Origin of the sequence: Nostoc sp. (genome assembly GCF_036919615.1) — a bacterium.
Classification (GTDB): domain Bacteria; phylum Cyanobacteriota; class Cyanobacteriia; order Cyanobacteriales; family Nostocaceae; genus Nostoc.
On the sequence record NZ_JBALCN010000007.1, the window covers coordinates 31,156 to 57,382 of the forward strand.

The 26,227-nt window shown below is 41.0% G+C and carries 22 protein-coding genes and 1 pseudogene; 17 read left to right on the top strand and 6 right to left on the bottom strand.

Going from position 1 to position 26,227, the window contains the following annotated elements:
- Window positions 1-17 precede the first annotated feature (17 nt).
- Window positions 18-1,412 carry a TldD/PmbA family protein gene (locus V7K48_RS02910; protein WP_335069439.1) on the top strand — a complete coding sequence of 465 codons (1,395 nt, stop codon included), beginning with the start codon at window positions 18-20 and terminating at the stop codon, window positions 1,410-1,412.
- Between the two features lie 446 nt (window positions 1,413-1,858).
- Here V7K48_RS02910 and V7K48_RS02915 read toward each other — a convergent pair whose 3' ends face one another.
- The gene (locus V7K48_RS02915) at window positions 1,859-2,749 is read right to left on the bottom strand and encodes a hypothetical protein (protein WP_335069441.1); all 891 of its coding nucleotides are present in this window, start codon (window positions 2,747-2,749) and stop codon (window positions 1,859-1,861) included.
- Window positions 2,750-3,028: 279 nt separating this feature from the next.
- On the opposite strand from V7K48_RS02915, the gene V7K48_RS02920 reads away from it, so the two are divergent.
- The 3 genes from V7K48_RS02920 to V7K48_RS02930 all read left to right on the top strand — a co-directional run bounded on the left by V7K48_RS02920 (window position 3,029) and on the right by V7K48_RS02930 (window position 4,636).
- Window positions 3,029-3,559, top strand: coding sequence for a pentapeptide repeat-containing protein (locus V7K48_RS02920; protein ID WP_335069443.1), 531 nt, complete (start codon window positions 3,029-3,031; stop codon window positions 3,557-3,559).
- A 57-nt stretch (window positions 3,560-3,616) separates the two neighbouring features.
- Window positions 3,617-3,754, top strand: coding sequence for a hypothetical protein (locus V7K48_RS02925; RefSeq protein ID WP_335069445.1), 138 nt, complete (start codon window positions 3,617-3,619; stop codon window positions 3,752-3,754).
- Between the two features lie 117 nt (window positions 3,755-3,871).
- Complete coding sequence (locus tag V7K48_RS02930; RefSeq protein WP_335069447.1) at window positions 3,872-4,636, top strand: hypothetical protein; 765 nt, start codon at window positions 3,872-3,874, stop codon at window positions 4,634-4,636.
- Window positions 4,637-4,901: 265 nt separating this feature from the next.
- On the opposite strand, the gene V7K48_RS02935 is transcribed toward V7K48_RS02930, so the two are convergent.
- Complete coding sequence (locus V7K48_RS02935) at window positions 4,902-6,971, bottom strand: tetratricopeptide repeat protein (RefSeq protein WP_335069449.1); 2,070 nt, start codon at window positions 6,969-6,971, stop codon at window positions 4,902-4,904.
- 485 nt (window positions 6,972-7,456) lie between these two features.
- On the opposite strand from V7K48_RS02935, the gene V7K48_RS02940 reads away from it, so the two are divergent.
- The 3 genes from V7K48_RS02940 to V7K48_RS02950 all read left to right on the top strand — a co-directional run bounded on the left by V7K48_RS02940 (window position 7,457) and on the right by V7K48_RS02950 (window position 9,107).
- On the top strand, window positions 7,457-7,717 hold the full coding sequence (locus V7K48_RS02940; RefSeq protein WP_335069451.1) for a hypothetical protein: 261 nt from the start codon (window positions 7,457-7,459) through the stop codon (window positions 7,715-7,717).
- Between the two features lie 365 nt (window positions 7,718-8,082).
- Window positions 8,083-8,193: a VanZ family protein gene (locus V7K48_RS02945; RefSeq protein WP_335069453.1), complete on the top strand. Its 111-nt coding sequence runs from the start codon at window positions 8,083-8,085 to the stop codon at window positions 8,191-8,193.
- Window positions 8,194-8,447: 254 nt separating this feature from the next.
- Window positions 8,448-9,107 carry a class I SAM-dependent methyltransferase gene (locus tag V7K48_RS02950; RefSeq protein WP_335069455.1) on the top strand — a complete coding sequence of 220 codons (660 nt, stop codon included), beginning with the start codon at window positions 8,448-8,450 and terminating at the stop codon, window positions 9,105-9,107.
- A 116-nt stretch (window positions 9,108-9,223) separates the two neighbouring features.
- On the opposite strand, the gene V7K48_RS02955 is transcribed toward V7K48_RS02950, so the two are convergent.
- Both V7K48_RS02955 and V7K48_RS02960 read right to left on the bottom strand, forming a co-directional pair.
- Complete coding sequence (locus tag V7K48_RS02955; RefSeq protein ID WP_335069457.1) at window positions 9,224-10,285, bottom strand: hypothetical protein; 1,062 nt, start codon at window positions 10,283-10,285, stop codon at window positions 9,224-9,226.
- 84 nt (window positions 10,286-10,369) lie between these two features.
- Window positions 10,370-11,005, bottom strand: a complete 636-nt coding sequence (locus tag V7K48_RS02960; protein ID WP_335069459.1) for a DUF262 domain-containing protein — start codon at window positions 11,003-11,005, stop codon at window positions 10,370-10,372.
- Between the two features lie 449 nt (window positions 11,006-11,454).
- On the opposite strand from V7K48_RS02960, the gene V7K48_RS02965 reads away from it, so the two are divergent.
- On the top strand, window positions 11,455-13,884 hold the full coding sequence (locus V7K48_RS02965; protein ID WP_335069461.1) for a hybrid sensor histidine kinase/response regulator: 2,430 nt from the start codon (window positions 11,455-11,457) through the stop codon (window positions 13,882-13,884).
- A complete protein-coding gene (locus tag V7K48_RS02970; RefSeq protein WP_335069463.1) occupies window positions 13,881-15,176 on the top strand; it encodes a sensor histidine kinase in 1,296 nt (431 codons plus the stop codon). The genes V7K48_RS02965 and V7K48_RS02970 overlap by 4 nt, the downstream gene beginning before the upstream one ends.
- A gap of 73 nt (window positions 15,177-15,249) precedes the next feature.
- On the opposite strand, the pseudogene V7K48_RS34835 reads toward V7K48_RS02970, so the two are convergent.
- A pseudogene (locus V7K48_RS34835) lies at window positions 15,250-15,357 on the bottom strand (transposase); the annotation flags it as partial.
- Window positions 15,358-15,558: 201 nt separating this feature from the next.
- Window positions 15,559-16,530 (bottom strand): 1-aminocyclopropane-1-carboxylate deaminase/D-cysteine desulfhydrase, encoded by a 972-nt coding sequence (locus tag V7K48_RS02975; protein ID WP_335069465.1) that lies wholly within the window; start codon window positions 16,528-16,530, stop codon window positions 15,559-15,561.
- 219 nt (window positions 16,531-16,749) lie between these two features.
- On the opposite strand from V7K48_RS02975, the gene V7K48_RS02980 reads away from it, so the two are divergent.
- The 8 genes from V7K48_RS02980 to V7K48_RS03015 all read left to right on the top strand — a co-directional run bounded on the left by V7K48_RS02980 (window position 16,750) and on the right by V7K48_RS03015 (window position 26,107).
- Window positions 16,750-18,480 carry a diflavin flavoprotein gene (locus tag V7K48_RS02980; RefSeq protein ID WP_335069466.1) on the top strand — a complete coding sequence of 577 codons (1,731 nt, stop codon included), beginning with the start codon at window positions 16,750-16,752 and terminating at the stop codon, window positions 18,478-18,480.
- Window positions 18,481-18,620: 140 nt separating this feature from the next.
- Window positions 18,621-19,133 (top strand): phosphate-starvation-inducible PsiE family protein, encoded by a 513-nt coding sequence (locus V7K48_RS02985; protein ID WP_335069512.1) that lies wholly within the window; start codon window positions 18,621-18,623, stop codon window positions 19,131-19,133.
- A gap of 206 nt (window positions 19,134-19,339) precedes the next feature.
- Window positions 19,340-21,076, top strand: a complete 1,737-nt coding sequence (locus tag V7K48_RS02990; RefSeq protein WP_335069467.1) for a diflavin flavoprotein — start codon at window positions 19,340-19,342, stop codon at window positions 21,074-21,076.
- Window positions 21,077-21,206: 130 nt separating this feature from the next.
- Entirely contained in the window at window positions 21,207-21,398 is a 192-nt protein-coding gene (locus V7K48_RS02995) for a hypothetical protein (protein ID WP_335069469.1), read from the top strand.
- A 361-nt stretch (window positions 21,399-21,759) separates the two neighbouring features.
- A complete protein-coding gene (locus V7K48_RS03000) occupies window positions 21,760-22,773 on the top strand; it encodes an ABC transporter ATP-binding protein (protein ID WP_335069471.1) in 1,014 nt (337 codons plus the stop codon).
- Window positions 22,774-23,586 (top strand): ABC transporter permease, encoded by an 813-nt coding sequence (locus tag V7K48_RS03005; protein ID WP_335069473.1) that lies wholly within the window; start codon window positions 22,774-22,776, stop codon window positions 23,584-23,586. It abuts the gene before it with no gap.
- Between the two features lie 141 nt (window positions 23,587-23,727).
- Window positions 23,728-25,386, top strand: coding sequence for a GldG family protein (locus tag V7K48_RS03010; protein WP_335069475.1), 1,659 nt, complete (start codon window positions 23,728-23,730; stop codon window positions 25,384-25,386).
- 97 nt (window positions 25,387-25,483) lie between these two features.
- Window positions 25,484-26,107 carry a DUF4340 domain-containing protein gene (locus V7K48_RS03015; RefSeq protein ID WP_335069477.1) on the top strand — a complete coding sequence of 208 codons (624 nt, stop codon included), beginning with the start codon at window positions 25,484-25,486 and terminating at the stop codon, window positions 26,105-26,107.
- Window positions 26,108-26,227: the final 120 nt, after the last annotated feature.

Sequence of the window (26,227 nt, forward strand, 5' to 3'; positions counted from 1 at the left end):
ATTGTTACTACCTGGAAATGCCGACTACACTTGCTGACGCCCAAAATTTACTTTCTGACCTGATCGCCCGCTACTCAGAGCGTGTAGATTATCTGATGATTCGCCTTGAAGAAGCAGAAGGGACTGATATCTTGTTGCGTGGCGACAAGGTAGAAACCCTCAGTGAAGGCATCTCTATTGGTGGACATATTCGCGCTTGTTATAAAGGTGGATGGGGGTTGAGCTGCTTTAACCAGCTGGCGACAATTAAGGATCGTATAGAAGAAGCGATCGCTGCTGCACGGATGGTTGGTGATGAAGAAACTTTACTTGCACCCATTGACCCAGTGCAAGCAGTATGCATTCTACCCCTAAAAGGCACCAATCCCCGAAAAATCCCACTCTCGAAGAAAAAACAATTGTGCGATCACTATGCCCAATTGCTCAAAAGCGTTGATCGCCGGATTACCACTACCTCAGTGCGTTACGGTGACAGCGCCCAAAAAGTGATCATTGCTACCTCAGAAGGCACTTTGATCGAGCAATCTTGGGTGGATATGGAAATGCGCTTTGCCGCCACCGCCAGAAATGGCGAAACCGTACAAACTGGACGGGAAACTACTGGCTCTCGCAAAGCTTACGAAGATTTAACTGATTTGGATGAACAGGTCACAAGTGCCGCTCAAAGAGCGATCGCAGCTTTATCTCTGCCATCGGTCAAAGGCAATACCTACACCGTAGTCATTGACCCAATTCTCACGGGTTTGTTTGTCCACGAAGCCTTTGGTCATCTTTCTGAGGCAGATATGGCTTACGAAAACCCAGATCTGCTGGAAGTCATGACCATTGGACGGCGGTTTGGCCCAGAAGAACTCCAAATCTTTGATGGTGCTGCCCCAGAGGGACATCGCGGTAGCTATTTTTACGACGATGAAGGCACGCCTGCCACTACTACTCAACTAATTAAAGATGGAGTTTTAGTTGGACGTTTACATTCTCGTGAAACCGCTGGTAAATTGGAGGAAGCGCCTACGGGTAACGCCCGCTGTCTCAACTATCACTTTACTCCCATTGTGCGGATGACAAATACCTGGATTGAACGGGGTAGAACACCAGTCGAAGACTTATTCACTGATATCAAAGAAGGAGTTTATGCCCGTAATTGGTTGGGTGGGATGACAAATGGGGAAATGTTCACCTTTAGTGCTGGGGAAGCGTGGATGATTAGGAACGGCAAAATTGCTGAACCTGTGCGGGATGTGACGCTTTCGGGAAATGTATTCCAAACTCTAACGGATATTGAGGCAATTGGTGATGATTTTTACTGGGATGAATCAGGCGGTTGTGGTAAGGGAGGGCAAAACGGTTTGTCAGTGGGTTGTGGTGGTCCTAGTCTCCGAATTCGAGATGTAGTGGTTGGTGGGGAAACGTGAACTACCCGCCGCTAATAACCTGTATTTCGGGTTAGCTCAGGTTTCTAGTTTCACGGTGGAATGCCTCAAGTTGGACTTGCATCCTCCTCTGTACCAATTTAGCCGTGTCCATGCGTGTCAACTTAAGCCAAAACACAAGAGAAAACTCTCATTTCCAGGTATAACCTAATACGGTTGGCTTAAGGGTTATTGGTCTAAATAATCGGTCTTTGAAGACGTGATAAATCGCGTCTCTACATCAGGGTTTTGGGCATATCTGAACCGTATTGAGGTATAACCTGGAAATGCACCTCATTGGGCTGCTGCCGCGAATTTTGGAGGCAAAGCCTTACAATCAGCATTAAGAGCTAGAGGCTCTTAACGAGATAAGCTTTTTCGCTTACTGGCTTTCACCTGAAGTTGATACCAATGATTTGTGTCGCGCCACTACATCGCTCAAACTCAAATCAATTTGCTAGCCAGGAAGCGACGTTACGCACATAGGTTTTGATATCTTCTAAGGCGCGTGGCTCATTTTTCATACCATCTCCTGGTGCTTCATCTACAAAAGTGGGACAGCCTTTATTAATATCCCAGTTGTAATCTACTAAATGATGGAAACTGGAGTTAGCTACTCCTCTTCCTAGTATATTCCCCTGTTCATCTTGATGATGCTCGATCGCTACAACCAGATTGAAGTTACGACCTGTAACTAAACTTTTACCAAGGGCAATTACCTGCGCGTTTACATTGCCCAAAGGTACGCCAATACCGCCTTCATGGGGATGCGTTGGAAAAAATTCGATGCTTCCTGAAGGTGAATTTGGATTTTTTAAAAGTTCGTGAATGGGTTCAACAAGGGTAATTTTTTGATAATCGCCGTTAGCTCCAGAATGATAGTTGGGCCAGGAAATAGAAGTTGTGTATGAGTCATCTCGGCTCCAGCGAGATTCATCAGGATCAGGATTTTTTGTGTTGAAATAGTGAACATCACCAATGTCAACTAAACCACACATCGAACAGCCCATATCCTGATGATCGCGTGTTGCCAGAATACCACCGCCACGTTGCCGAAAAGCATTTATGCCGGCAATATCTTTTTCGGTTAAACCCTTATCCACCTCTAAGCCAAATAGCCAAAGTTGATCAAAATCTGATTTTTCGAGACTACTTAAAACTGGATCACCACCTATTGCGTCTGATTTGTAATCGCGTCCCGTAACTTCAAATAAGGAGTTTCCTGCTTCGTCTTTAATCGATGCTAAGTAATCTTGTAACATCGAGAAACGAAAAATGCTCCAGTCATTTTCAGTTGTAGGAATCGTAGTCTGCAAAAGAATACGAATTAGTTTTGCCATAACCTCTGCCAGACGAACACCACAATTGAGTATAACGATCACTTTGCACTAATGCTTAAATTTTTAAATTCCTCAACATCTGTCCCAAGGATGAAAGTAACTCACAACTCTAGGTAGTAGCGCTAGTAGTTAAGGATAGATAATTTAGATAAAGATGATTCGATATTCACTCTAGTTTGATTCACCACACCAATCCTCAGTGGCGCGTGCTGGGGATTTGCTGCCTGTCTGGGTAACCTGGATAGCCTCAATCAAACGTTCCTTAGCACAGTGACAGATATGAAAGCAGATCAACTCCTGAAAAACTATGCCGCAGGTGTCAGAGACTTTACAGGTGTCAACTTGAGCGAGGCAAACTTAAAGGAAGCCAATCTCAGTGGCGTAATTTTAGATAGAGCAATTTTAGATGGAGCTAATCTGAGTCACGCTAATTTAGCCCACGCCAGTTTGATTGAAGCTGACTTAAATGGAGCAGATTTGAGCAATGCTAATCTCAGTGGTAGCAATTTAAGCGGAGCTATCTTGGATGGAGCTATCTTAGATGGAGCAGCAATGGAAGGAGCTAATTTGAGTCAGGCTGATTTGACGGTTGCTAAACTGATTGAAACTAACTTGAGTGAAGCGGATTTGCAGGAAGCAAGCTTAATGGCTGCGAATCTAGATGGAGCCGATTTGAGTGGTGCAGACTTAACTGTAGCCGACTTATCCCAGGCAAATCTCACTCAAGCAGATTTGAACCAGACAAATTTGAGCGGAGCAAATTTGGAGGGAGCCAATATAGAAGGAACCATCCTAGATGAGAATATGTGACATCTCACGCTGCTAAATCTACAACAGGAAATAGTTGTCAATTATCCAGAGAATAAAGTGCTTGCACCTTCACGTTCGGCAACACGCGTTGAAGTTGCAGCAATGGTTTATCAGGCATTAGTCGCGATTGGGCGAACATCTGCAATTAAATCAGTCTATGTAGGGTTGCATTCCAGAAGTTGGCAAGTAGAATAGGAAACACTGCTTATCGGCTTGGTAACTCGTGGAAAAAAAACATGTAGTTAAAAGCACGTTAGGCTAATATGCGATGGGTGACAAATCTTAGACCTATTGCCTAAAGCTAATAGCCCCATGTTAACAACACTTCCAGACACTTCTGCCAACTTAGCGATCGCCTTATTAATTAACTATAGTTTCGATCTCAGTGGGTATAGTGCCAATGAGCTAGTTGAGCGTTGGCAAACGCAATACCCACTTAATTGGCTACACCTGGCAGTGATTGAGGCACTATATCAAGGTCGTTATAAAGGGGTTTCCGTGCAGCAAATCTTAGTATTTTGGCAGCGCCGGGATCAGGCTACATATCATTTCAACATGGAATTTGAACGGATGATTTGTAGCAAATTTCCCCAAAAATTAACCTCATTGGCTGCACCAGCCCTACCACCAGCAAAGAAAAATCCCACTGTCGAGAAAGTTACGAGTCCTCAATTACCGCCAGCTAAGATTCACAACGGCTATCAACACAGCAATACTGCAACTCTACAACTGAAAAGTTCCGAACAAAAGACATCTTTGAGTGAAGAAGAGGGGAGGCAGGAAGATACAGACAATAAAACTGTCCTAAAGTCTCCCCTTTCTGAAAAATTTGCCTCTTTGGCAACCCTTCAGCTATCCTCTGCTGTCAGCCAAAGGCAAACTTCACAAGAAAGTCCACCGCCCTCTCCATCACTAAGACATCATCAACGACAGCCAAAACTGCTCCCATCCGCTCCTATTCATGCCCCAATCGGCCAATTTACTCCAGAAAAAAGCGAGCGCTCTGAGTCTTTCACATCTAAACTCAAAGCGATGTCTGGCAAACAGAATCCGCCAATTGTGGGGAGTGGGGAGTAAGAATTTTAGATTTTAGATTTTGGATTAAAGAATTGAAATTTAATTCAAAAGACGCTTGCAGACTCGCTCTAAGCGTACCCCTTCTCCTTCTCCTGACGGAGAGGCTGCGCCAACGGAGACGCTAACGCGAACGGGGAAGCAAGCTACGCGTAGCGTCTCTAAGAGTTGCCATGCCGTTGGCGCAGCATCTCCAAGAGTTGGCTTTACGTTGCGCTATCGTCAATCCAAAATTGAATTGCCCAATGCCCAATTAATTTTTAGGTTTTTACTCTGCAACTAACTGCTTAAACCGCTGATCATCAGCAATCTCATCAAAATCTAGGTCAATTGCTGCATCTTCTTTATACCTGAAATTAAGTTCAATTGCTTGTTGTAGAGTTAGCAGAGATAGTTCAACTTGTCTTTGCAGTGCGTAACAGGCTGCTTTGTTGTAATAAGCACTGGCATAATCTGGCTTAATTTCTAACGCTTTATTAAAACTAGCGATCGCTTCATCATCGCGTCCCAATCTTACCAAAGTATAACCGCGTTTATCCCAAATTTTGGGAGAATTGGGTTGGAATTCCAGCGCTTTATCCAAAGATGCTATTGCCTCTTCATATTGTTCCAATGTTACTAGTGAAAGTCCGCGATTCAACCAAGCAACAGCATCATCAGACTTGATTTGTGTAGCTTTGTCAAATGAGGCAAAGGCTTGCTGATGCTGTTGTAAGTTCCCAAAAGCAACGCCGCGATCGCACCAAGCTTGATGATAATCTGGCTGAATCTGAATAGCTCTATCATAGGATGTGATCGCATCTTTGTAGTGTTTCAACCTTCCGAGAGTTAGACCTCGTTTTAACCAAGCCACAGGTTCATTAGGTTGGATTTTAACCGCTTGGTTGTAAGCTGCGATCGCATCTTCATAATGCCTTTGGGAAAACAGCCCATCTCCCTGTTTTATATACTCATCAGCAGTGAATTCCAGTTGTTGTGGCTGTTCCAGTATTTCTTCTTCAACTTCAAAATTTACAACCTCTGGGATGGATTCAGGTGTAATTTCAGTTAGTTCTTGAAGGATGAGATCCTTTCTTTCTTGAGCATCCAATTGTAATTCCGAAAGTTGAGAGACAAACTCAGTTTCTAATCTTTCTAACTTCTCCAATATGAGAATCTTTTGTTGTTGAGCATTCCATTGTAATTCTGAGAATTGCAAAGTAAACTCAGAACCCGATTTTTCTAAATTCTCAATGATTAACTCTTTACACTTTTGAGCATCTACTTGTAAGTTTGATAGTTTTTCAGCAAATTCTGACTGCAATGCTCCTAAACTTTCAACAATTTTATCTTTTTGCTCCTGAGCATCTCCCTGTAATTCTGATAATTGAAATTTCAATTCTTTCTCTAATATTACTAAATTGTCAAGTATAATATCTTTTTGTTCTTGAGCATCTACCTGTAATTTTGATAATTGAGCAGCAAATTCTGACTGCAATTTTGTTAAACTCTCAAGAGCTATATCCTTTTGCTTTTGAGCATCAGACTGCCATCCAGAAAGTTGAGATGTAAATTCAGACCTTGATACTTCTAAATCAGCAACAGCTAGTTCTTGCTGTTGTTGCACACCTAATTTTAACTTAGACAGTTCCTCTGCCATAACAGATGCTAATTTTCCTAGATTCTCCAGTGCTATATCTCTTTGTAGTTGAGCATCAAACTCTAACTTAGATAGCCCAGAAGCAAATTTTGACTCTAAATTTTCTATATTTTCTTGAGATTTTTTGAGTTCAGTTTCTAATCTACTTAATACCTGTGCTTTAGCTAAATCTAGCTCAGATGTAAGGATAGAGACATTTTCTTGCTCATTTTTAATTTTTCGTTGTAAAGTAGCCGTTTCCTGTTCTAATTCATAATTTATTTTTTTAACTTCTTGAATAACATTTTCAGCCTCTTGTTTAATAGTGGTTAGCTGATTTTGTAATTTTTCCATTCCCTGTAGTTGTTGCATCGCTCTGTCAACAATTTCACGGATTACCAGCCGTCGCAGGAGCCAAAATAAAGCAATGACTGCGACTGGAAATATACTTAATATAACTAGCCAGACATCAAGTAAGACAGTTGTACGGCTAAAAGTGCTATTAAAATCAGATTGGACTTGCTGTTGAATTCGCTTTTCGGCTCGTAGTCGCGCCAATTCTTCCCGTTCCTGATTAGATAAGATTGGAGTAGGAGTTAGTGCTGGGGAGGGTGATGGTAGAGATTGTCCACTGGCAATTCCAACGGATAACAGTAAGGGTAAAAAGACAATAGTGCTTTTTACAATTAAAGCGAAAACATGTTGATTTTTGCTCTTCATAACAACCATCTCAGTCTGTTGGTCAGTTTTTGAAGCGGCGTGCCTCTCTCCAATCTATAACAGAATTAAGTAATGAAATGTTGTAAAGGCAGTGGGAAATGCTGAACAAACCTTAACTAATCAGTTCTCTCGTCCCTTAGTATACGTAAAACTTCAGTAGTGGAGTGCAGTCAAGTTTTTGACAAACTTTTTGGGGAGGTACTATTATAACATTACTAAGTTGTAGCTACTGCCAAAGACGGCAAAACCAAGCAGCATAAATAAGATTTATCAACCTGTGGAAAACAGATTGTAGGAGCATCGACGCTTTCTTAGACCATCCACTGAACTAGGTTCGGACTTTCTTTGTACAGATGTTAGGGCATTGAAACTAGAATTTGTACCTGTATGCGAAGTGCCAAGTGTGAGTACTTCGCACTAACATTAGATTATCTAGGGTAAACAGATTACTTATCCTAAAATTAACTTAACAAAGGCGGTAGAAAATGGGTCGCTTAAATCCTTATACACTGCAATTGCAGATTACCCGAATGTTTGAGCAAGGGCAATCATTTTTTGCCACAACCAAGGTACAAGAATGGTTGAAAGAACGTAAACACAATCCAGAAGATTATGACATTATTTTCCATAAAAAACCCGCGCCTCCAGGTTCAAAAGAAGTGATGGTAGTGGAAATTGAATTACGCCGTAAAGATGGACAACCTGTAGATTCTTGGTTGCAGGAACAAGCAAATCTCCATGTCTGATTTTAGCAACTAGCAATTTTTAATTTAAATTCATATTATCTTAACAGAATTTACCAAAATATAGCGTTCCCAATTGCGGAACGCTCTTTGTTATCTTTGTGTTGCTCATAAATATCTTTTGAAATCATCAAAATGAAATCTAATCAGCGCTGGATTTTTGCATTTTGGGTTTACTTTTGAATTTTGATGTCTATTTCCATATCAGCCTACCTGATAATTATCCCAACTGAAATATCACAATTTCCATATTACGATACAATTTTGCATTTTCTCTTGCTAGGAATCGCTGCTTACTTAGGTCATTTAACATTAAACAAACGTCAGATTCAAATATTTAATATTTTCTGCCGCTGGCACCATTGATTGTGATATTTTTTTGCATAGTTGATGAAATAATTCAACTATTTGTACCTGATCGCAGCTTTGATTTAGTTGACTTAGCTGCTGGTGCGGTATTGTGTTATTTACCTGGTTAGCAGAAAGACAAAACCTGAACAAATCTGAAAAAACTCAACTTTGAAAATACTATATAGGCAAATTCTACTTCTGCCTCTGCGCTTTTGGTCTTATTGTGGTAGCTTGCGGTAATTCACTACACATGTACGTTAATCAAAATCATCCAATCAGGTGAGTCTAATGGGTGAGGTATAAGAAACACAAAGTATCGTACCTTGAGGCTATAAATGGTTGCTTGGCACACCAGTTTATAGCCTCAAAAATTAGGAAGTGGATGATGACTGTAAACCAAATTATTAAAGATTCACCAAATCAAATTTTTGCCAACTTTAGGAAATATTTCTTTGCCTGGATGATGGCTGAAAGTAGCAGCACGTATGATAAAATTGTAGGCAAACGCAAACGTTCTCTTTTTGCAAATCTCCAAGGGAAGGTATTAGAAATCGGCCCAGGAACAGGCCCTAACCTCTCCTACTACCCTAAAGATATTCACTGGATAGGAATCGAGCCAAACCCACACATGCATTCCTATCTCCAAAAACAAGCAGAAAAACTGGGCTTAAACATCGACCTCCGCATTGGTAATGTTGAATGGCTAGACGCTGAAGATAACAGCATAGATACTGTTGTTAGTACCTTAGTTTTGTGTTCAGTGCCAAATATAGATTATACATTACAGGCAATTTTAAGAGTACTCAAACCAGGTGGACGCTTTTTATTTATTGAACATGTTGCTGCACCTCAAGGAACTTTCTTGCGGCAATTACAAAGCACAATTAGTCCGATTTGGAAAGTGATAGGTGATGGTTGTCATCCAGATAGAGAAACTTCGATAGCCTTAGAAAATGCTGGTTTTGCGAGTGTGAATTATGAGCGATTTGATACACAATTGCCGATTGTTAGTCCTCATATTATTGGTGTAGCGATAAAGTGAAAGATTTTTGGGGGGATTGCTGAATAAAAGTATGAAAATCTCACGCATCGGAGCGAGTGTGTAAGGCAAATTTATATTTTCACCCAGCAATACCTCTTTTTTGGACAATCGCTTATCTAGGAATAGATATTATCTGTGCGATTGCCCCTATCAAAAACATTAAATTCAATTCCTTCTAACTTCAATCTCAAAGCCTCTAATAAGAGGTTTGTCCTTTCTTCAATAAAAATTGTTAGGGCATTTTCAGGAAGTACATCGGCTCTTGACCATTCAAGAATAATCGTGGGTATAAGATGAGAGCGTAGCACTTCTTCTAAACCAGGCTCGTCATATTCCTTGAGATAATCTAACGGATTTTTATCGCTAATTTTCAAATTAGTTATTTTAGATAGATAGGCAATATTCATCAAGCTATCAGATTCTATTTGACTAGCAATGCCACTCTGTTTAATAAAATTAACTGGAAATATATGGTGCAAGTTAGGCTTATCTGTTAGCAGATAATAAACATCAGACAAAATATCTTTATGGGGTTTTGCCCAATCCTGCGGCTTGTGGTTTGCATAAAGTGATAATATTGCTCTGGACAAGCGACCTCTAGAACTGTAGAAAGATTTTCTTATCGAATTCTTATCAATATCAAATTGATTGAATGAATAAGTACTATTAGCCTTTTGTTGATTAACAAAGTTTATATGTTGCCAGAGTTGAGTAGTATCTTTTAGTAAGTCTTCATTATGAAAACTATAATACCAAAAATACTTATCTAAAAAATTATAATCTGGTTTATCATTACGATAAAAATACGCTGTGATAGTCAGATATAAATATCGGTAAGGAATTAATATTCCACCCTTAATATGCAAATAATTATCAAAGAAATCAAAAGTTTTCGCAACTGCTATTTTAAAATCAGACCATACAGCTTCAATATGCTCTGTTTTTAACTCATTAAGATATTTCTCAGTAATATTTTGTATCCCAGCATTGGGAAATAAAAGTTTTACTACTACAGCTAACATCTGGAGCAATGTCAAATTATCAATACTGGCATATTGACTACTAGAAATAGTTCTTTTAAATTTATCAAATAATTCACGAAGATAGAACCCAGATATCTTATTTGTCTTATTTTCAGAACGAAAAGTTTTAGCTACCACAATATCAAAGATATCCAAGGGTTTGCCAGCTTGATTAATCCGCTCAAATATTTGACAAACTTCCGCAACTTCAATACCTCTTAACTCAATAAAGGAAATTTTTTAATTAGCAAAAACCTCCCTAATTATCCTCAATTGTTTCATGTAAGGATGATCGTATTCTCCATTAACACTTACATAAATATTTTTTTCTATTTTTCCAGAATCTTTAATTATATCTATTAATTTGACAATTAATTTATCTTGATAACGTTTTTTTCTCCCAGTATTTGCTATAAGCTGACCATCTCTATCATCGATTTCGTCCCAAAATAAGAACCTTTTTGCATAACTTGTGTCATCAGTTGCATCAGTAAGTTCAATAGTCAAATCTATATATAGTGTTGGATTAAAATTTTCCTTATTAACAATCTTACCCCCATGTACTGATGTTAATAGAGAAGTTGTCCTTTGTTGTCCATCTAAAATGTATTGGTATTCATTAGAGTGAAAATTATCAGCAAACTTTATACCACCTATTTCCCTATGACTTTCTAGCTTGGTATTAGTTTTCCAAATTAGAATACTTCCTAAAGGGTAAAACTTATAAATACTATCCCACAGTTTTTTAACATTCTCTTTCTCCCAGACAACATCTCTTTGAAAAGTTGGAATTTGATACTTATTTGATAGAAGATTTTCCAAATAGAGAGTAATACTTTGAGCATCCGGCTTAATGCGTTCAGTAGATGTAAACATTGAATTAACCTTACCTAATTTTGAGTAAATATCAAGATTGGCATGTGAATTTAACTAATTTTAGTAAAATTCCATACCAAGCTAACTGATATTTAGCTCAGTGGCAAATCAGATTTTAGAAAACCTAGAACCTAGCTGTTTCTAGCGCTTTGAGTACTGTACCTGATTCAACTATAGGCGAAATTAGTGAGAATTCTTTAAGTTGGATTCAATCTGAGTACACTTGGGTGATAACCCTCAGTCTATCTGGTTTTTGGCTTAACCCAAGCGTATTGGATTTCCTTCTACGTATTCTCTCGTAGTCTTTTTCCCAAATCAAATCTGATTCCTATATAAATATATTGATTATTTGGCTATGGGTAACAATCAAGGCTGCGATTATCAATAATTTTTTGGGCAATCTAAATATAGCCCTTTTTTTGCTTAGTGATTGTTTAAGGAAGGAACCTTTGATAAGAGCCAACTCCAGCCCATCTGACACCAAAATGCATTCCTGGCACAATTTGCTGATCAGATTTATTCTCGGCGGCACTACTCTTATTGTGAGTATTTCTGCTTATTTTAGCTATCAAGCTGCTCGGAAAATAACGCTAGAAGAGTTGAGAGGAAGAGCTTTTTTAGAGGTACAAAGGGGGGTTGATGAAATTGAGGAATGGTTGCATGTTCGCAAAGTGGAGGTGCAAACCCTTGTTCATACTTCAACTGTACGCCAATTAGACTGGTCTGTGGCAGAACCCTATTTAAAGTCAGAAGTTGAGCGGATCGATGAATTTTTCTTTTTTCAAATAGTTACCCCGGATGGTTCATATTCTAATACTAAGGTTGGTCGGTCAAATAAGAATATTAAGGATCGAGACTACGTTCAAAAAGCACTAGCCGGAAAAAGCAACATTTCCGATCCCTTTATTAGCCGTTCCACAGGCATTCCTTTAATTGCGATCAGTACTCCGATCTGGTCAAATTCTCCTACTATTCGTTCACCAATTGGTACCTTCCAAGGCGACGTTAAAGTCGATCACATTGCTAAGGTGGTCAACTCTCTGCACTACGGTAACAACAGCTATGCATTCGCCCTCAATTCCCAAGGACAAGCGATTGTCCATCCCAACTCAACTTTAATGTCAACGCTAGAAAAACCTGCACCTAGCTTGCTGAAAATTTCAGATCGCAATTTAAAGGCGATCGCGCAGCAGATGGTAAACAAACAACAGGGAATTGAGTTGATGGAAATTGATGGCGCAAAGAAGTATGTTGCTTATCTGCCGTTGCAAGAAGCTAATTGGTCTGTGGCTCTGGTGATTCCGCGCCAAAATATTGAATCTCAGCTACAATTCCTCGATTTTATTGCCTTTATTGTGGGTGGACTAACAGTGACGATGATCACTGTCTTGTGGAGAGTGCAAGCATTTGAACAGGCTCAACTGAAAAAGTCCAAAGCAGCGGCTGATACCGCAAACCATGCTAAGAGCGAATTTTTAGCCAACATGAGCCATGAACTGCGAACGCCCTTGAATGGTATTTTGGGTTGTGCTCAAATCTTGCTGCGTTCCAAAGGTTTGCCAGAGCCAGAGCAATATCATGTAAACATCATTGAACAGTGTGGCTCTCATCTGCTGACTTTAATCAATGAGATTTTGGATCTTTCTAAAATTGAAGCGCGAAAACTGGAACTGCATCCTCATGATCTGCATTTCCCGTCTTTTTTACAGGGGATCGCGGAAATTTGCCAGATTCGGGCAGAACAAAAGGGCATTTTGTTTGTCTATGAACCCGCGATCAACTTACCTACTGGGGTTCATGTCGATGTCAAAAGGTTACGTCAAGTTGTCTTGAATCTGCTGGGGAACGCCATCAAATTTACGGATGAGGGTAAAGTTACTTTCAAGGTTGAGGTAATCGATCAACTTCCTGGTGATGGGCAGACGGTGAAATATCGCATTCGCTTTAGTGTAGAAGATACGGGAATTGGGATAACTCCAAACGAGTTGGGCAAGATTTTTTTGCCATTTGAACAAGTAGGTGAGAAAAAACGTCAGACCGAAGGGACGGGGCTAGGGTTAGCTATTACTCGGCAGTTAGTGCAGATGATGGGTAGCGATGTCCATGTTAAGAGTCAGATCGGTCAGGGTAGTAGTTTCTGGTTTGAGATTGCGATCGCTGAAGCAAGCCAATGGGTACAGTCTGCTATGGCTGCACCAAAGGAACAAATCATTGGCTTTGAAGGTAGCCCCCGCACCATCCTGATGGTGGACGATCGCTGGGAGAATCGCACAGTAATTACAAACTTACTGCAACCACTGGGTTTCAATGTAGTTGAAGCTACCAACGGTCAAGAAGGTTTAGAAAAAGCGATCGCCCTTAAACCAGACCTGGTGATTACAGATTTAATCATGCCAGAAATGGATGGGTTTGAATTGATTCAACACCTGCGTCATACCCCAGATATCGCGGATGTCAAGATTATCGTCTCTTCTGCTAGTGTATTTGAAGCTGACCAACATCGCAGTCTAAAAGCAGGAAGTGACGCCTTTTTGAGCAAACCTGTATATGCAGATGAATTACTCCATCAATTAGAGTTCCACTTAGGTTTGGCATGGATTTACCAGCAGTCTCAGTCTGAGGAACAAAGAATCAATTCAGCTACCATACGCGATCACCCATTAGATAAATTGACTCCTCCTTCCCCCGATGTATTGCGGGAACTGGCGACCTTAGCCAGTAAAGGTAACTTCAATGCTATTCTCAAATTGGCCGATCAACTAGAGGAAACAGACATAAACTTCGCTCCCTTTACTCACCAATTACGGCAACTAGCAAGGCAGTTTGACGAAGATTTAATTCTCAACTTCTTGACTCAATATGGAGTAGAAACAGTATGAGTGCGACGATATGCGACCAAAAAAATTTCCTGAATCACGAGCCTGCCAGAGGAATTGTTTTAGTCGTTGACGATAACCCTGCCAACTTACAAGTTTTATCGAGCTTTTTGGATCAGTCTAGCTTTGAAGTTTGGGCGACTCGTAGTGGTGAAAAAGCCATTCAAAGATTAGACAATGAGCATTTACCTGATTTAATTTTGCTTGATATAATGATGCCAGGTATGGATGGATTTGAAACTTGTAAACACCTAAAAAGCGATCCTCGTATCCAAGATATTCCAATCATTTTTATGAGTGCTCTTTCAGATCCGGCTGAGAAAGTTAAAGGATTACGATTGGGAGCCGTAGACTACATTACCAAACCTTTTCAATATGAAGAGGTTTTGGTGCGAATAGAATACCAACTGAAGCTGAGAAATTTAACAAAAAGCTTGATTATTAAAAACGCTAAATTACAACAGGCTCAAACCCAACTTATCCAAGCAGAAAAGGTAGCAACCTTAGGCCATCTGACAGCAGGAATTGCCCATGAAGTGAATAATCCTATCAATTTTATAGCTGGCAACTTAAATTTTGTGGAACAGTATGTTCAGGAAGTTGTTGATTTACTCAAGCTATATCAAAAGTACCTGCCAGATCCACCTGTTGAAATTCAAAATGCTATTAAAACAAAAGATATCAGCTTTTTGTTAAATGATTTATCTAAAATTATTCAATCTATGCAAGTTGGTACAGATCGTGTTACAGAAATTGTGTCATCGTTAAATAAGTTCTCTCGCCATAGAGACGCAGGCAAGAAACTGGCTAACCTGCATGAAGGTCTAGAAAGCACGCTACTCATTCTCGGTCATCGACTCAAAACAAATGCTCATTGTCCGACAATCAAACTAATCAAAAAATATGGAGAATTGCCACCTATTGAGTGCTATCCAGGTGAAATAAATCAGGTCTTTATGAATTTAATTTGCAATGCATTCGATGCGATTGAAGAAATCCAAAGAAATCAAGAAAATCAGGGAATTTCCAAATATACTGGTGTGATTCGGATTCAAACTGAGTTAATTGGAGAAAGAGTTATTCTCAGAATTGCAGACAATGGCTCAGGAATCAGTGAAGCAGACCAAACCAAAATATTCGATGCTTTCTACACCACTAAAACTATCGGGAAAGGAACAGGGCTAGGTTTATCTATTGCTTACCAAATTGTCGTTAACAATCATCGTGGTAAGCTAACTTGCCATTCAATACAAGGTGAGAGCACAGAGTTTGTGATTGAATTACCTATCCGATAAATTAGAATCTGCATAACGTAGATTACTTGGTAAAACTAAATAAAAATGGTTCTTCAGTACATGATATGCAAAACTAATCTTTAAAATAACAATTTAACAAGCATCTAACTGGAAAGTTTTCAAAGTTTCTAAAGTCATAACCAGAGCGTTTAATCAGCTTAAGTTTGTGATTAATTTCTTCAGCAACAGGTAATCGATCACTGAGTGTAGACGCAGAGAGGCTTGTCGTTAGACATCGCCTGTTTTTAGTCTAAACTCCAGTAAAGAATTATTCTCCCGTTTAAATTCGCAAGTCTCAAACATGTATTAAATAATGGAACACAAAAATCTTCTTTTCTATTATCCAAAATTTAAAATCTAAAATTTTGTGATAACCTCAAATCTATCTGGTTTTTGGCTTAACTGAACCGGATTGCGATCGCTGCTCCATTCCAACGTTGCCCTGTAAGCCTCCTGTGTGTACCAGCATCAATGAATCGTTTCTACGAAAAAATCCCTGCTTTAGTAAATCCATCACTCCATAAAACATTTTGGCGGTATATACGTAATCAAGAGGTATGCCATATTCCTCTCTGAACTGTTGGCTGAACAGTAGCAGCTGATCGTTCACCTTTCCATAGCCGCCGAAGTGGTAATCACATACCAATTCCCAAGATGCCGGAGAGCTATATGGTGCGGGTAAACCAGAGGCAAGGTAATTTGTCAGCAGACTTTCGATTTCTTGTGCAAGAAAAGCCCCATTTTTCAATACTGAAAAAGCGATCGCTCTTTGCTTTTGATGCAACGAAAGGGCAATACCAGCCAGTGTGGTAGCTGTACCGCAAGCTACGCATATATGATCAAATGCGTAGGCGTAGCCAGCCGTAGGCATTGCTTCACCAACTATCTCTGTGCAGCCGCGCACACCATTTAAATTACTGCCACCTTCAGGAATGATAAACACCTCACCGAAATGTTGTTGCAGATATTCCTGTACCGCTGCTGTGTTGCGCTGTCGATACGTCTGGCGGTTCAGGTACACAAGCTGCATACCCTGCTGTACAGCAAAACTCAGCGTCGGGTTCAATGGTAGCCTCTGTTCTCCACGAATTACACCAATGGTGCGAAAACCGAATAGATTACCAGCCGCCGCAGTTGCATAGATGTGATTGGAATAAGCGCCGCCAAAGGTAAGCAGCGTCGTGAAATTTTTCTCCTTGGCCTCCAAAAGATTGTATTTCAGCTTGAACCACTTATTGCCATTAACCCACGGGTGCATGAGGTCGAGGCGTAGCACATACAGATCAACACCAGCATGACGGGTGATTTCGCTGTTGATTTGTTGTAGAGGAGGAGGAAAAAAGATTAATGACATGTATCAACATTCTAACTTAAAATTTACGTTCTCTCACGTTCATTATTGAACAGAAAAGTAATGATAAACATTGGTTAATTCAATGGTAAGCCAATCAAAATGAAGAATAAATCTTTCTGATGATTAGCTTTAGAAATTGGCATTTTACTAATTGAGTATTTCAGGTAAATATAAAAAACATAACACTCGCTCCAAATAATATTCTCTTGGAGAAAACAAATGGTTGCACTTACACAGCTTACTCAAGTTATTCCCAATCCAGGACGTTTGACGATTCAAACTGTTGAAATTGCTCCTCAAACGACTGCTATCCGTTGTCTGGACTGGGATAGAGAACGTTTTGATATCGAGTTTGGTTTACGGAATGGGACAACCTATAATTCTTTCTTAATTCAGGGAGAAAAAGTTGCTTTAGTTGACACATCTCACCGCAAGTTTGAGCAATTATATCTTGAGATACTGGTGGGATTAATTGATCCAACTAAAATAGATTACTTAATTATTAGCCACACAGAACCAGACCACAGTGGCTTAGTGAAAAATATTTTGCAATTAGCTCCCTCGACTACTGTTGTCGGTGCTAGGGTAGCTATTCAATTTTTAGAAAATATGGTTCACCAACCTTTTAAATCAAGGCAGGTGAAAAATGGAGAGCGATTAGATTTAGGTAACGGACACGAATTAGAATTTATCTCTGCACCTAACTTACACTGGCCTGACACAATCTTCACTTATGACCACAAAACTTGCACTCTCTACACGTGTGATGTGTTTGGGATGCACTACTGTGATGACCACACCTATGATGAAAATCTTCCTTCAATAGAGCAGGATTTTAAATATTACTATGATTGTCTCATGGGTCCCAATGCCCGGTCTGTTTTGACAGCTTTAAAGCGGATTGAAAAGTTAGAAATAGGAATAGTTGCCACAGGACATGGCCCTTTATTACAACACTATATCTCCGAATGGCTCAGACGGTATCAAAACTGGAGTTTAGAACAAGCAAAAACAGAGACATTAGTAACTCTATTTTATGTTGAAGATTACGGGTATAGTGAGCATTTAGTTCGTACCATAGCACATGGATGTGCAAAAACTGGCGTGGCAGTAGAATTAGTAGTTCTTAATAGTGCTGAGCCTCAAGAAGTTCGAGAATTAGTTGCACAAGCATCTGGTTTAGTAATTGCAATGCCAGCCCAATCTTCGGTGATGTCTCAAGCTGCTTTAAGTACCATTTTAGCTGCTGTTCACAAGAAACAGGCAATTGGTTTATTAGAGTCGGGAGGGGGAGAAGATGAACCTCTTTATCCTTTACGTAATAAGTTTCAAGAATTGGGATTAACTGAAGCTTTCCCACCTATCTTAGTTAAGGAAATTCCTACCCAAGCAACGGAACAGCTTTGTGATGAGGCGGGGATAGATATGGGTCAATGGCTGAATCGCGATCGCACCATTAAACAGATCAAATCCATCAATACCGAGCTAGAAAAAGCTTTAGGACGTGTTAGCACAGGATTATATATTATCACTGCCAAAAAAGGAGAAATTCAGAGTGCAATGTTGGCTTCGTGGGTGACACAAGCGAGTCTTGAACCTTTAGGAGTAGCGATAGCAGTATCCAAAGATCGGGCAATTGAATCCTTAATGCATGTTGGCGATCGCTTTGTTTTAAATGTTTTAGAAGAAGGCAAATATCAAGGATTAATGAAACATTTCCTGAAGCGTTTTGCTCCTGGTGCAGACCGCTTTGCCGGAGTCAAGACATATCCAGCTAACAATGAATCGCCCGTTCTCGCTGAAGCTTTAGCTTACATGGAATGTGAAATTACTAGCCGCATGGATTGTGGAGATCATTGGGTAATTTATAGCACAGTCCAAACTGGAAGAGTTGCCAAGCTAAATGCACTTACTGCCGCCCATCACCGCAAAATTGGCAATCATTACTAATTAGTCGTTTGTCATTGGTCATTCTCCTTGTCCCCTTGCCTCCCTTATTTCTCCGACTTTTCCTGCTTCTTACAGACGCGATGAATCGCGTCTCTACCTACTCTTGTACAGACGCGATGAATCGCGTCTCCCAAAAAACTATGTATAAATCTGTTGAAAATACCCCAATTACCATGTATGAAATCAATCGGGCGCGTGTCGTGCGAACCTTGGAATTTATCCAAGATGTGATTGTGATTTCTTTGTGTATCGGTTTATTTTGCTTCATGGTGCTTCAGGTGAGAGATATGTTTCTCTCCTTACTTCCGCCTCTGGATTTTCATGCTGTTACTGCCGATATTCTCTTTTTACTCATCTTAGTTGAGTTATTCAGACTGCTGATTATTTACCTACAGGAACATCGAGTATCTATTGGGGTAGCTGTTGAAGTTTCCATTGTTTCTGCTTTGCGAGAAGTCATTGTTAAAGGTGTTCTAGAAACAAGTTGGAGTCAAGTTTTAGCAACTTGTGCCTTTTTATTAGTGCTGGGAATACTACTGTTTCTCAGAGTTTGGCTACCCCCGACCTTTGAAGGTATCGACCCAGAACACGAAGCATCTAAACGCTATAGAAATTTAGCCAAGTCTGAATTAACACAAACCAATAGTCATTAGGAACAAGGAGAGGGAGTAGGAAAGGCAGACAGAGAAAGAACTATTAATTATTCATCCATTCCCAATGCCCAATACTTCTCTACGAGAGGCTGCGCCCTAAGCGTAGCTATGCCGCAGGCTTTACGACTTCTCTACGAGACGCTACGCGAACGCTCAGTACAAGTGCCCAATACCCAATGCCCCATGCCCAATTAAGAGAGGTTATTATGTCTGCTGCCAGATTAACGCCCAACCATAACAGAGATGTACAAGTTGCTGAAATTGGTAAAAATACCCTGATTCTACGATCGCGGACTTGGGACAGACTAAAATTTGAGGTTGAGTATTCCCGCCAACGGGGAACTACAGCAAATTCTTATTTGATTCAAGCTAATAAAAAAGCTTTAATTGACCCTCCCGGCGAATCTTTTACCGAAATTTACCTTGAGCAACTAGCACAACATCTAGATTTTATCTCCCTCGATTACATTGTTCTGAGTCATGTCAACCCGAACCGCAGAGCAACCTTGCAAGTATTACTCTCTCTGGTTCCTCAAGCCACTCTCATTTGTTCTCGTCCCGCCGCCAATGCTCTAAAAACTGCCTTTCCCGAATTTGAATCACCTATTCAAGCGATGCGATCGCAAGATACTCTAGATTTAGGACAAGGACATCTTCTATCATTTATCACTGTACCAACTCCCCGGTGGGCGGATGGACTTTGTACTTACGATCCCGCCACAAAAATTCTCTATACAGATAAACTTTTTGGCGCTCATATTTGCGAAGATACTTTGTTCGATGAAGATTGGAAGGGATTAGATGCGGAACGTCGTTACTATTTTGAATGTCTCCATGCACCCCAAGCTAAACAAGTTGAAGTAGCTTTAGATAAATTGTCGGTTTTGGGAGCCAGATGTTATGCCCCAGCACACGGGCCAGTTGTTCGTTACAGCCTTAGTCGTTTTACTTATGATTACCGTCAATGGTGTCAAGGGCAAAAATCTCAGGAGTTGAGTGTGGCTTTGCTCTATGCTTCTGCTTATGGTAATACAGCAATTTTGGCGAATGCGATCGCTCAAGGTTTGATTCAAAATGGCATTAATGTAGAATCAATCAACTGTGAACTAGCCGATTCTGCACAGATTAGCCGCATTGTAGAAACCTGCGATGGCTTGATTATCGGTTCACCTACTTTAGGCGGCCATGCACCGACTCAAATTCAAACTGCTTTAGGAATAGTCCTCTCGGCGACGGCTAAAACTAAATTAGCAGGGGTGTTTGGTTCCTACGGTTGGAGTGGAGAGGCAATAGATTTAATCGAAAGCAAGCTCAAAGATGCTAATTATCAACTAGGGTTTGAAACAATTCGGGTGCGTTTTAGTCCTACTCCTGAAATTCTTCAGCAGTGTCAAGAAGCAGGTGCTTCCTTTGCCCAAAACTTAAAGAAAACCAAAAAACTACGGACTTCTCGTCAGGTTATTACGGGAGCTTCTGTAGATCGCACTGAGCAAGCTGTGGGCCAGATCATTGGTTCTCTGTGTGTTGTGACAACTCGTGATGAAGAAACCCACAAGGGGGTTTTAACTTCTTGGGTATCTCAGGCAACTTTTAACCCGCCAGGGATTATGATTGCGATCGCTCACGAGCAGAATGCAGATTTAATGCATCATCCTGGTGATAAATTTGTGCTGAATATCCTCAAAGAAGGAAGAAATGTGCGACGCTATTTTTCTCGTCATAGCACTTTAGGAGATAATCCCTTTGCAAATCTTGCCACAAAAACTGCTCTTAATGGTTGTTTGATTGTGAATGAGGCATTAGCCTATTTAGAATGTACGGTGCAAAATCAGCTTGAATGTGGCGATAGATGGTTAATTTATGCCGTGATCAATCACGGTGAAATGTTGGAAGATGATGGTGTTACTGCTTTAGAGCATCGGAAATCTGGCAGCTATTATTAACCTGACTTTTCACTCTTATCTAGAAAACTTCTCTCCTTATAGGGCTACGGTGTACACACAAGTCTTTTAGAGTTGCAATGCGATTGTTTCGACTGACAATGCCATTGTTTCGGTTGACAATGCAATTGTTTTGACTAACAATGCGATTGTTTTAACTGACAATGGCATTGTTTTGGCTGACAATAGCATTGTTTTGGCTGACAATGCGATTGTTTCGACTGACAATGCGATTGTTTTGGCTGACAATGCGATTGTTTTGGCTGACAATGCTGCCTTTTCACGGGATCTGGAAAACCTAACTTCCATTCCTCTCTCTTCTTAAGCTACGGTGTATACACAAGTGACTTATTTTGCTCAAAGCGCTCTCAGACCTAACCCCCAGCCCCTTCCCTACGTTCGCGCAGCATCTCGAAGAGAGGGAAGGGGAGCCAATCTTCAAAGCCCCTCTCCGCGTCGGAGAGGGGTTTGGGGAGAGGTCTGCCGACTTGTGTATACACGGTAGCTCTTCTTAAGAGGAGAGAGGCTTTGATTTTTCGCCTTTCCCTAGTAGGGAAGCTTGCTCAGTAGTTAAGTTTTTCAGGAACTTTACCCATTGTCGGCTAATCTTAGTGCCAATCCCCCATACCCAATATCGTGATCTAAGATTGTTGGGTATCTTATAAATTGCGATCGCCACTATACCGATGATTGAAGTTGAACATCTGAGTAAAATATACGGCTCTACCCCAGCAATTACTGATGTCACTTTTAGCGTCGAGCCTGGAGAGATTTTGGGGTTGTTGGGGCCCAATGGCGCTGGTAAAACCACAACCATGCGGATTCTGGCTGGTTATTTACCGGCAACCAATGGCAATGTCCGGATTGCTGGCTATGATGTCCATGAAAATTCCCTAGCTGTACGCCAACGAATTGGTTATTTACCCGAAACACCACCGCTATATCCAGAAATGACGGTGGAGGGATTTTTGCATTTTGTCGCCCGAATTAAGGGAGTATCAGCAGGCGATCGCCCCAACAAAGTAGTAGCCGCTATCAAACGCTGCAACTTAGAAGATAAGCGGCGAGTGATTATTCGTAAACTTTCTAAAGGATATCGCCAAAGGGTAGGAATTGCCCAAGCGATCGTCCATGATCCACCAGCGATCATTTTGGATGAACCTACCGTCGGACTCGATCCCCGACAAATAATTGAGGTGCGGAATTTAATTAAAAGCCTTGCTGGTACTCACACAATTATTCTTTCCACGCACATTCTGCCAGAAGTGAGCATGACTTGTAGCCGCGTCGCCATTATCAATTGCGGTAAAGTTGTGGCAACTAATACACCAGAAAACCTGATGACCCAGTTGACAGGTGGCTCAGGGTATGAGGTGGAAATAGAAGGAGAAGTTGCCCTAGCGAAACAGGTATTGCAAAAAGTCGCGGGTGTGAGTCTGATAGAATCAATTCCGACAGCCGGAATACACGGTCATCAACCGCAGGCAAACCGCGCTTATCTGCGGGTGATATCGCAACCGGGAAAAGAACCAGGGCGCGATATTGCCACAACATTAGTGCGTGCAGGATTCGGTTTACATGAACTGCGGCGTGTTAACGCCACCTTAGAAGATGTGTTCTTGCAACTGACCACAGAAGAAAAGAATTTCGATACTGATGAGGTAGACTTAGCAGCAAACAATGAAGGAGAGGCAGCGTAAATGGGTATAGTACTGAGTAATATTATTGCCATTTATCGCCGAGAGTTACAGAGTTATTTTGTATCACCTTTGGCTTATGCGATCGCAGGCGTATTTTGGTTCCTCTCGGGGTTATTCTTCGTGATGATTTTGCTAGGGCCAGATGGCATATTGGTAGGAGTTGCGGCAATAGATTTACAAGGACAACAACTAGGAGTACCAGTACCGCCGATAGATGTCCCCTATGAATTTGTCCAGGTATTTTTAGAGCGCATGGAATGGCTACTGTTGTTTATCCTGCCAATTCTCTCAATGGGACTCTATGCCGAAGAACGTAAGCGGGGCACTTTAGAACTGTTAGCCACGTCACCAATCACCAATTGGGCGGTAGCAGTAGGTAAATTATTAGGTGTGCTAACATTTTTAACCACGATGCTTGCACCCATGCTAGTGTTTGAAGCGATCGCCATCAGCGGCTCAAATCCACCAATGGCCTTCTCAATTCCCTTGCTGGGTCATTTGGGATTAATCTTGCTAGCAGCGGCAATTTTATCTTTAGGAATGTTTATTTCCTCTTTAACAGACAGCACAATTCTATCTGCTGTTCTCACCTTCGCAGTAATCTTATTATTGTTATTGATTGATTTAATCGGCAAAATTGTCCCTAGTCCCGTGGGCGAAGCATTAGGTTATCTGTCATTGCTGAAACATTACAATACCTTAATTCAAGGCATTTTTGATACCAGCACCTTGATTTTATTTGCCAGTTACATTTTTTTGGGCATCTTTCTCACAGCTCAATCAATTGATGCACTGCGCTTTCAAAGGCAGTAGTCATATGAGTTATGAGTTAACCCTTCGGCTTCGCTCAGGGTTAAAGCCGAGCGGAGTCGAGGCTTTAAAAGTTAGGAGTGAGGAGTTAAAATTCATAACTCATAACTCATTGCTCCTAACTCCTCACTTCAGTCTAAGAATATGAAGATAGTTGCAAAAAACAAACTGTGGAAATATCTGTTTTGGTTGGGCCCGTTCCTAATTGCTGTCGGACTAACAGTTGGGTTAGTCTCTGAACAGTGGGGACTAATTCCATTAGCATTTCTGATTACAGGAATTGTTATCAGTGGATTGGGGATAATATGGCAAAGCTATCAGAGTAACTGGTGGAGGCGTCGTTCTACCCAAGCTGGAACTAATGCTTTAGTGGCGACTCTGGCAGTATTGGCAATTTTGGGATTGATTAACTTTTTGGGAACTCGCTACCACTTGCGGGCAGACTTAACAGAAACTCAATTGTTTACCCTTGCACCCCAGTCACGGGAATTGGTGAGGGTTTTACCACAGCCAGTTAAAGTGTGGGTGTTTGATGTTAACCAGAATCCCCAAGACCGAGAACTGCTAGAAAATTATCAGCGGCAAAGCTCAAAATTTAAATTTGAGTACATCAACCCCCAAGCTAGACCAGGACTTGCAGAAAAGTTTGGCGTCAAAGATTATGGGGAAGTTTACCTAGAATCTGGGGATAAACGGCAATTAGTACAAACAGTAAATGAAAATCAGCGCCTGTCAGAAATCAGATTAACTAGTCGCCTGCAACAACTAACAAATTTAACCATAACCAAAGTTTACTTGCTCCAAGGTCATGGCGAACACCAACTCTCGGCTGGTAAAGGTGCAATATCACAAGCAGTTCAAGGATTAGGCGACAAAAATTTCACAACATCACCGCTGAATCTAGCAGAAACTTTCAAAGTTCCTCAAGATGCCGCTGTCGTAATAGTAGCTGGCCCCAAACGAGAGTTGTTTGAGGGTGAAGTCAAAGCCTTACAAGAGTATTTGAATCGGGGCGGTAGCTTACTGCTGATGATTGATCCGAATACTGATCCCAAACTTAACAGCTTGCTACAAGAGTGGGGTGTTCGTCTGGATAATCGTTTAGCAGTAGATGTTTCTGGGGAAAGCGTTGTGGGACGTGGTCCTGCTGCACCCTTAGTCACAGAATACGGACAACATCCAATTACCAAAGATTTCGATAACGGCAATTCTTTTTATCCAATTGCCCGACCACTGGAAATTACCTCTGTACCTGGTGTCGAAGCTACTCCTCTGCTGCGAACCAAACCCTATCCCAACAGTTGGGCAGAAAGCGACCTCCAAAGCGAAAAATTGGAGTTTAATGCAGATAAAGACCTTAAAGGGCCTCTGACCTTGGGTGTTGCCTTAACAAGAAAACAAGTAGCTAAATCTGCTTCCACTCCCCAAGCTTCACCTTCACCCCTACCATCACCAACCACTCAAGGCAAAGCTTCCCCCACTCCCCCTGCCTCCCCTGCTCCCCCTTCCCCCACTCCCTCATCTCAAACAGCCACTGAGTCCCGGTTAGTGGTTTTCGGAAATTCTAATTTTGCCACCGATGGTTTGTTTCAACAGCAACTAAATGGAGATGTATTTCTCAACTCAGTTACTTGGCTGAGTCAACAGGATCAGCAACCCCTTTCCATTCGCCCCAAAGAACCCAAAAACCGTCGGATAACCCTGACAACTACCCAAGCCAATCTTTTAATACTGTCGTCTTTGTTTGTTTTACCTTTAATTGGGTTGGCGGTGGCAATTATTATCTGGTGGAAACGACGGTAAGAAAGGAGTTAGGAGACGCGATCAATCGTGTCTGTACAGGAGTTAAGAGTTATAAATATTAACTCTTCACCAATGCTCAATGGCTAATGATTAAAAAATGAAATTGCCGCGAACGACTTTAATTTTGATACTGCTAGCGCTGGGTTTAGGTGGTTTTGTTTACTTCTATGAAATTCGGGGTGCGACTGTGCGAGAAGAAATCAACGAGCAAAAGCAGCAAATTTTCTCTTTTGCAGAAGATGATGTGCAGTTTTTAACAGTCAAGACAAAAAAACTCACCCTGAATCTGGAACGTAGCCCTGAATCTAGTAACCCCAAGTGGTTAATCAAATCTCCGATATCAGCCCCAGCAAATGATGCTATTGTTTCTTATTTAATGGATTTGTTGGTCAAAGGTAAGAGCGAGCGCACTTTATCAACTCCAGTAAAAGAGCTTGGAGAATTTGCTCTAGATCAACCCCAAGCCACTATTAATATCACCCTGAAAAATCGACAAAGTCATCAATTGATTTTAGGTAAATCTAACTTTAACAAACGTTTCTTGTATGCTGAAGCTGACTCTGCTGCTAAACCCGATGGTAATATAAATGTGCTGTTAGTATCTACAGATTTTGCAAATGCTGTGAATCGGGAACTATCAGAGTGGAAACAACCTGTAGATAATAGTCAGAAACTTCCTGGACTCAGCACACCTTTACCGACTCCGACAAATGGTAAATGAGCATAGCCAAGGCAAATGGAATTCGTGGCTACACAGGCAAAGTCCGCCTCCGCAGACTAAGGAAAAATTGAGAGTTTGAAATCCACAGAGATGGGTTTTGCTTGTGTAGACGTGGTTTCT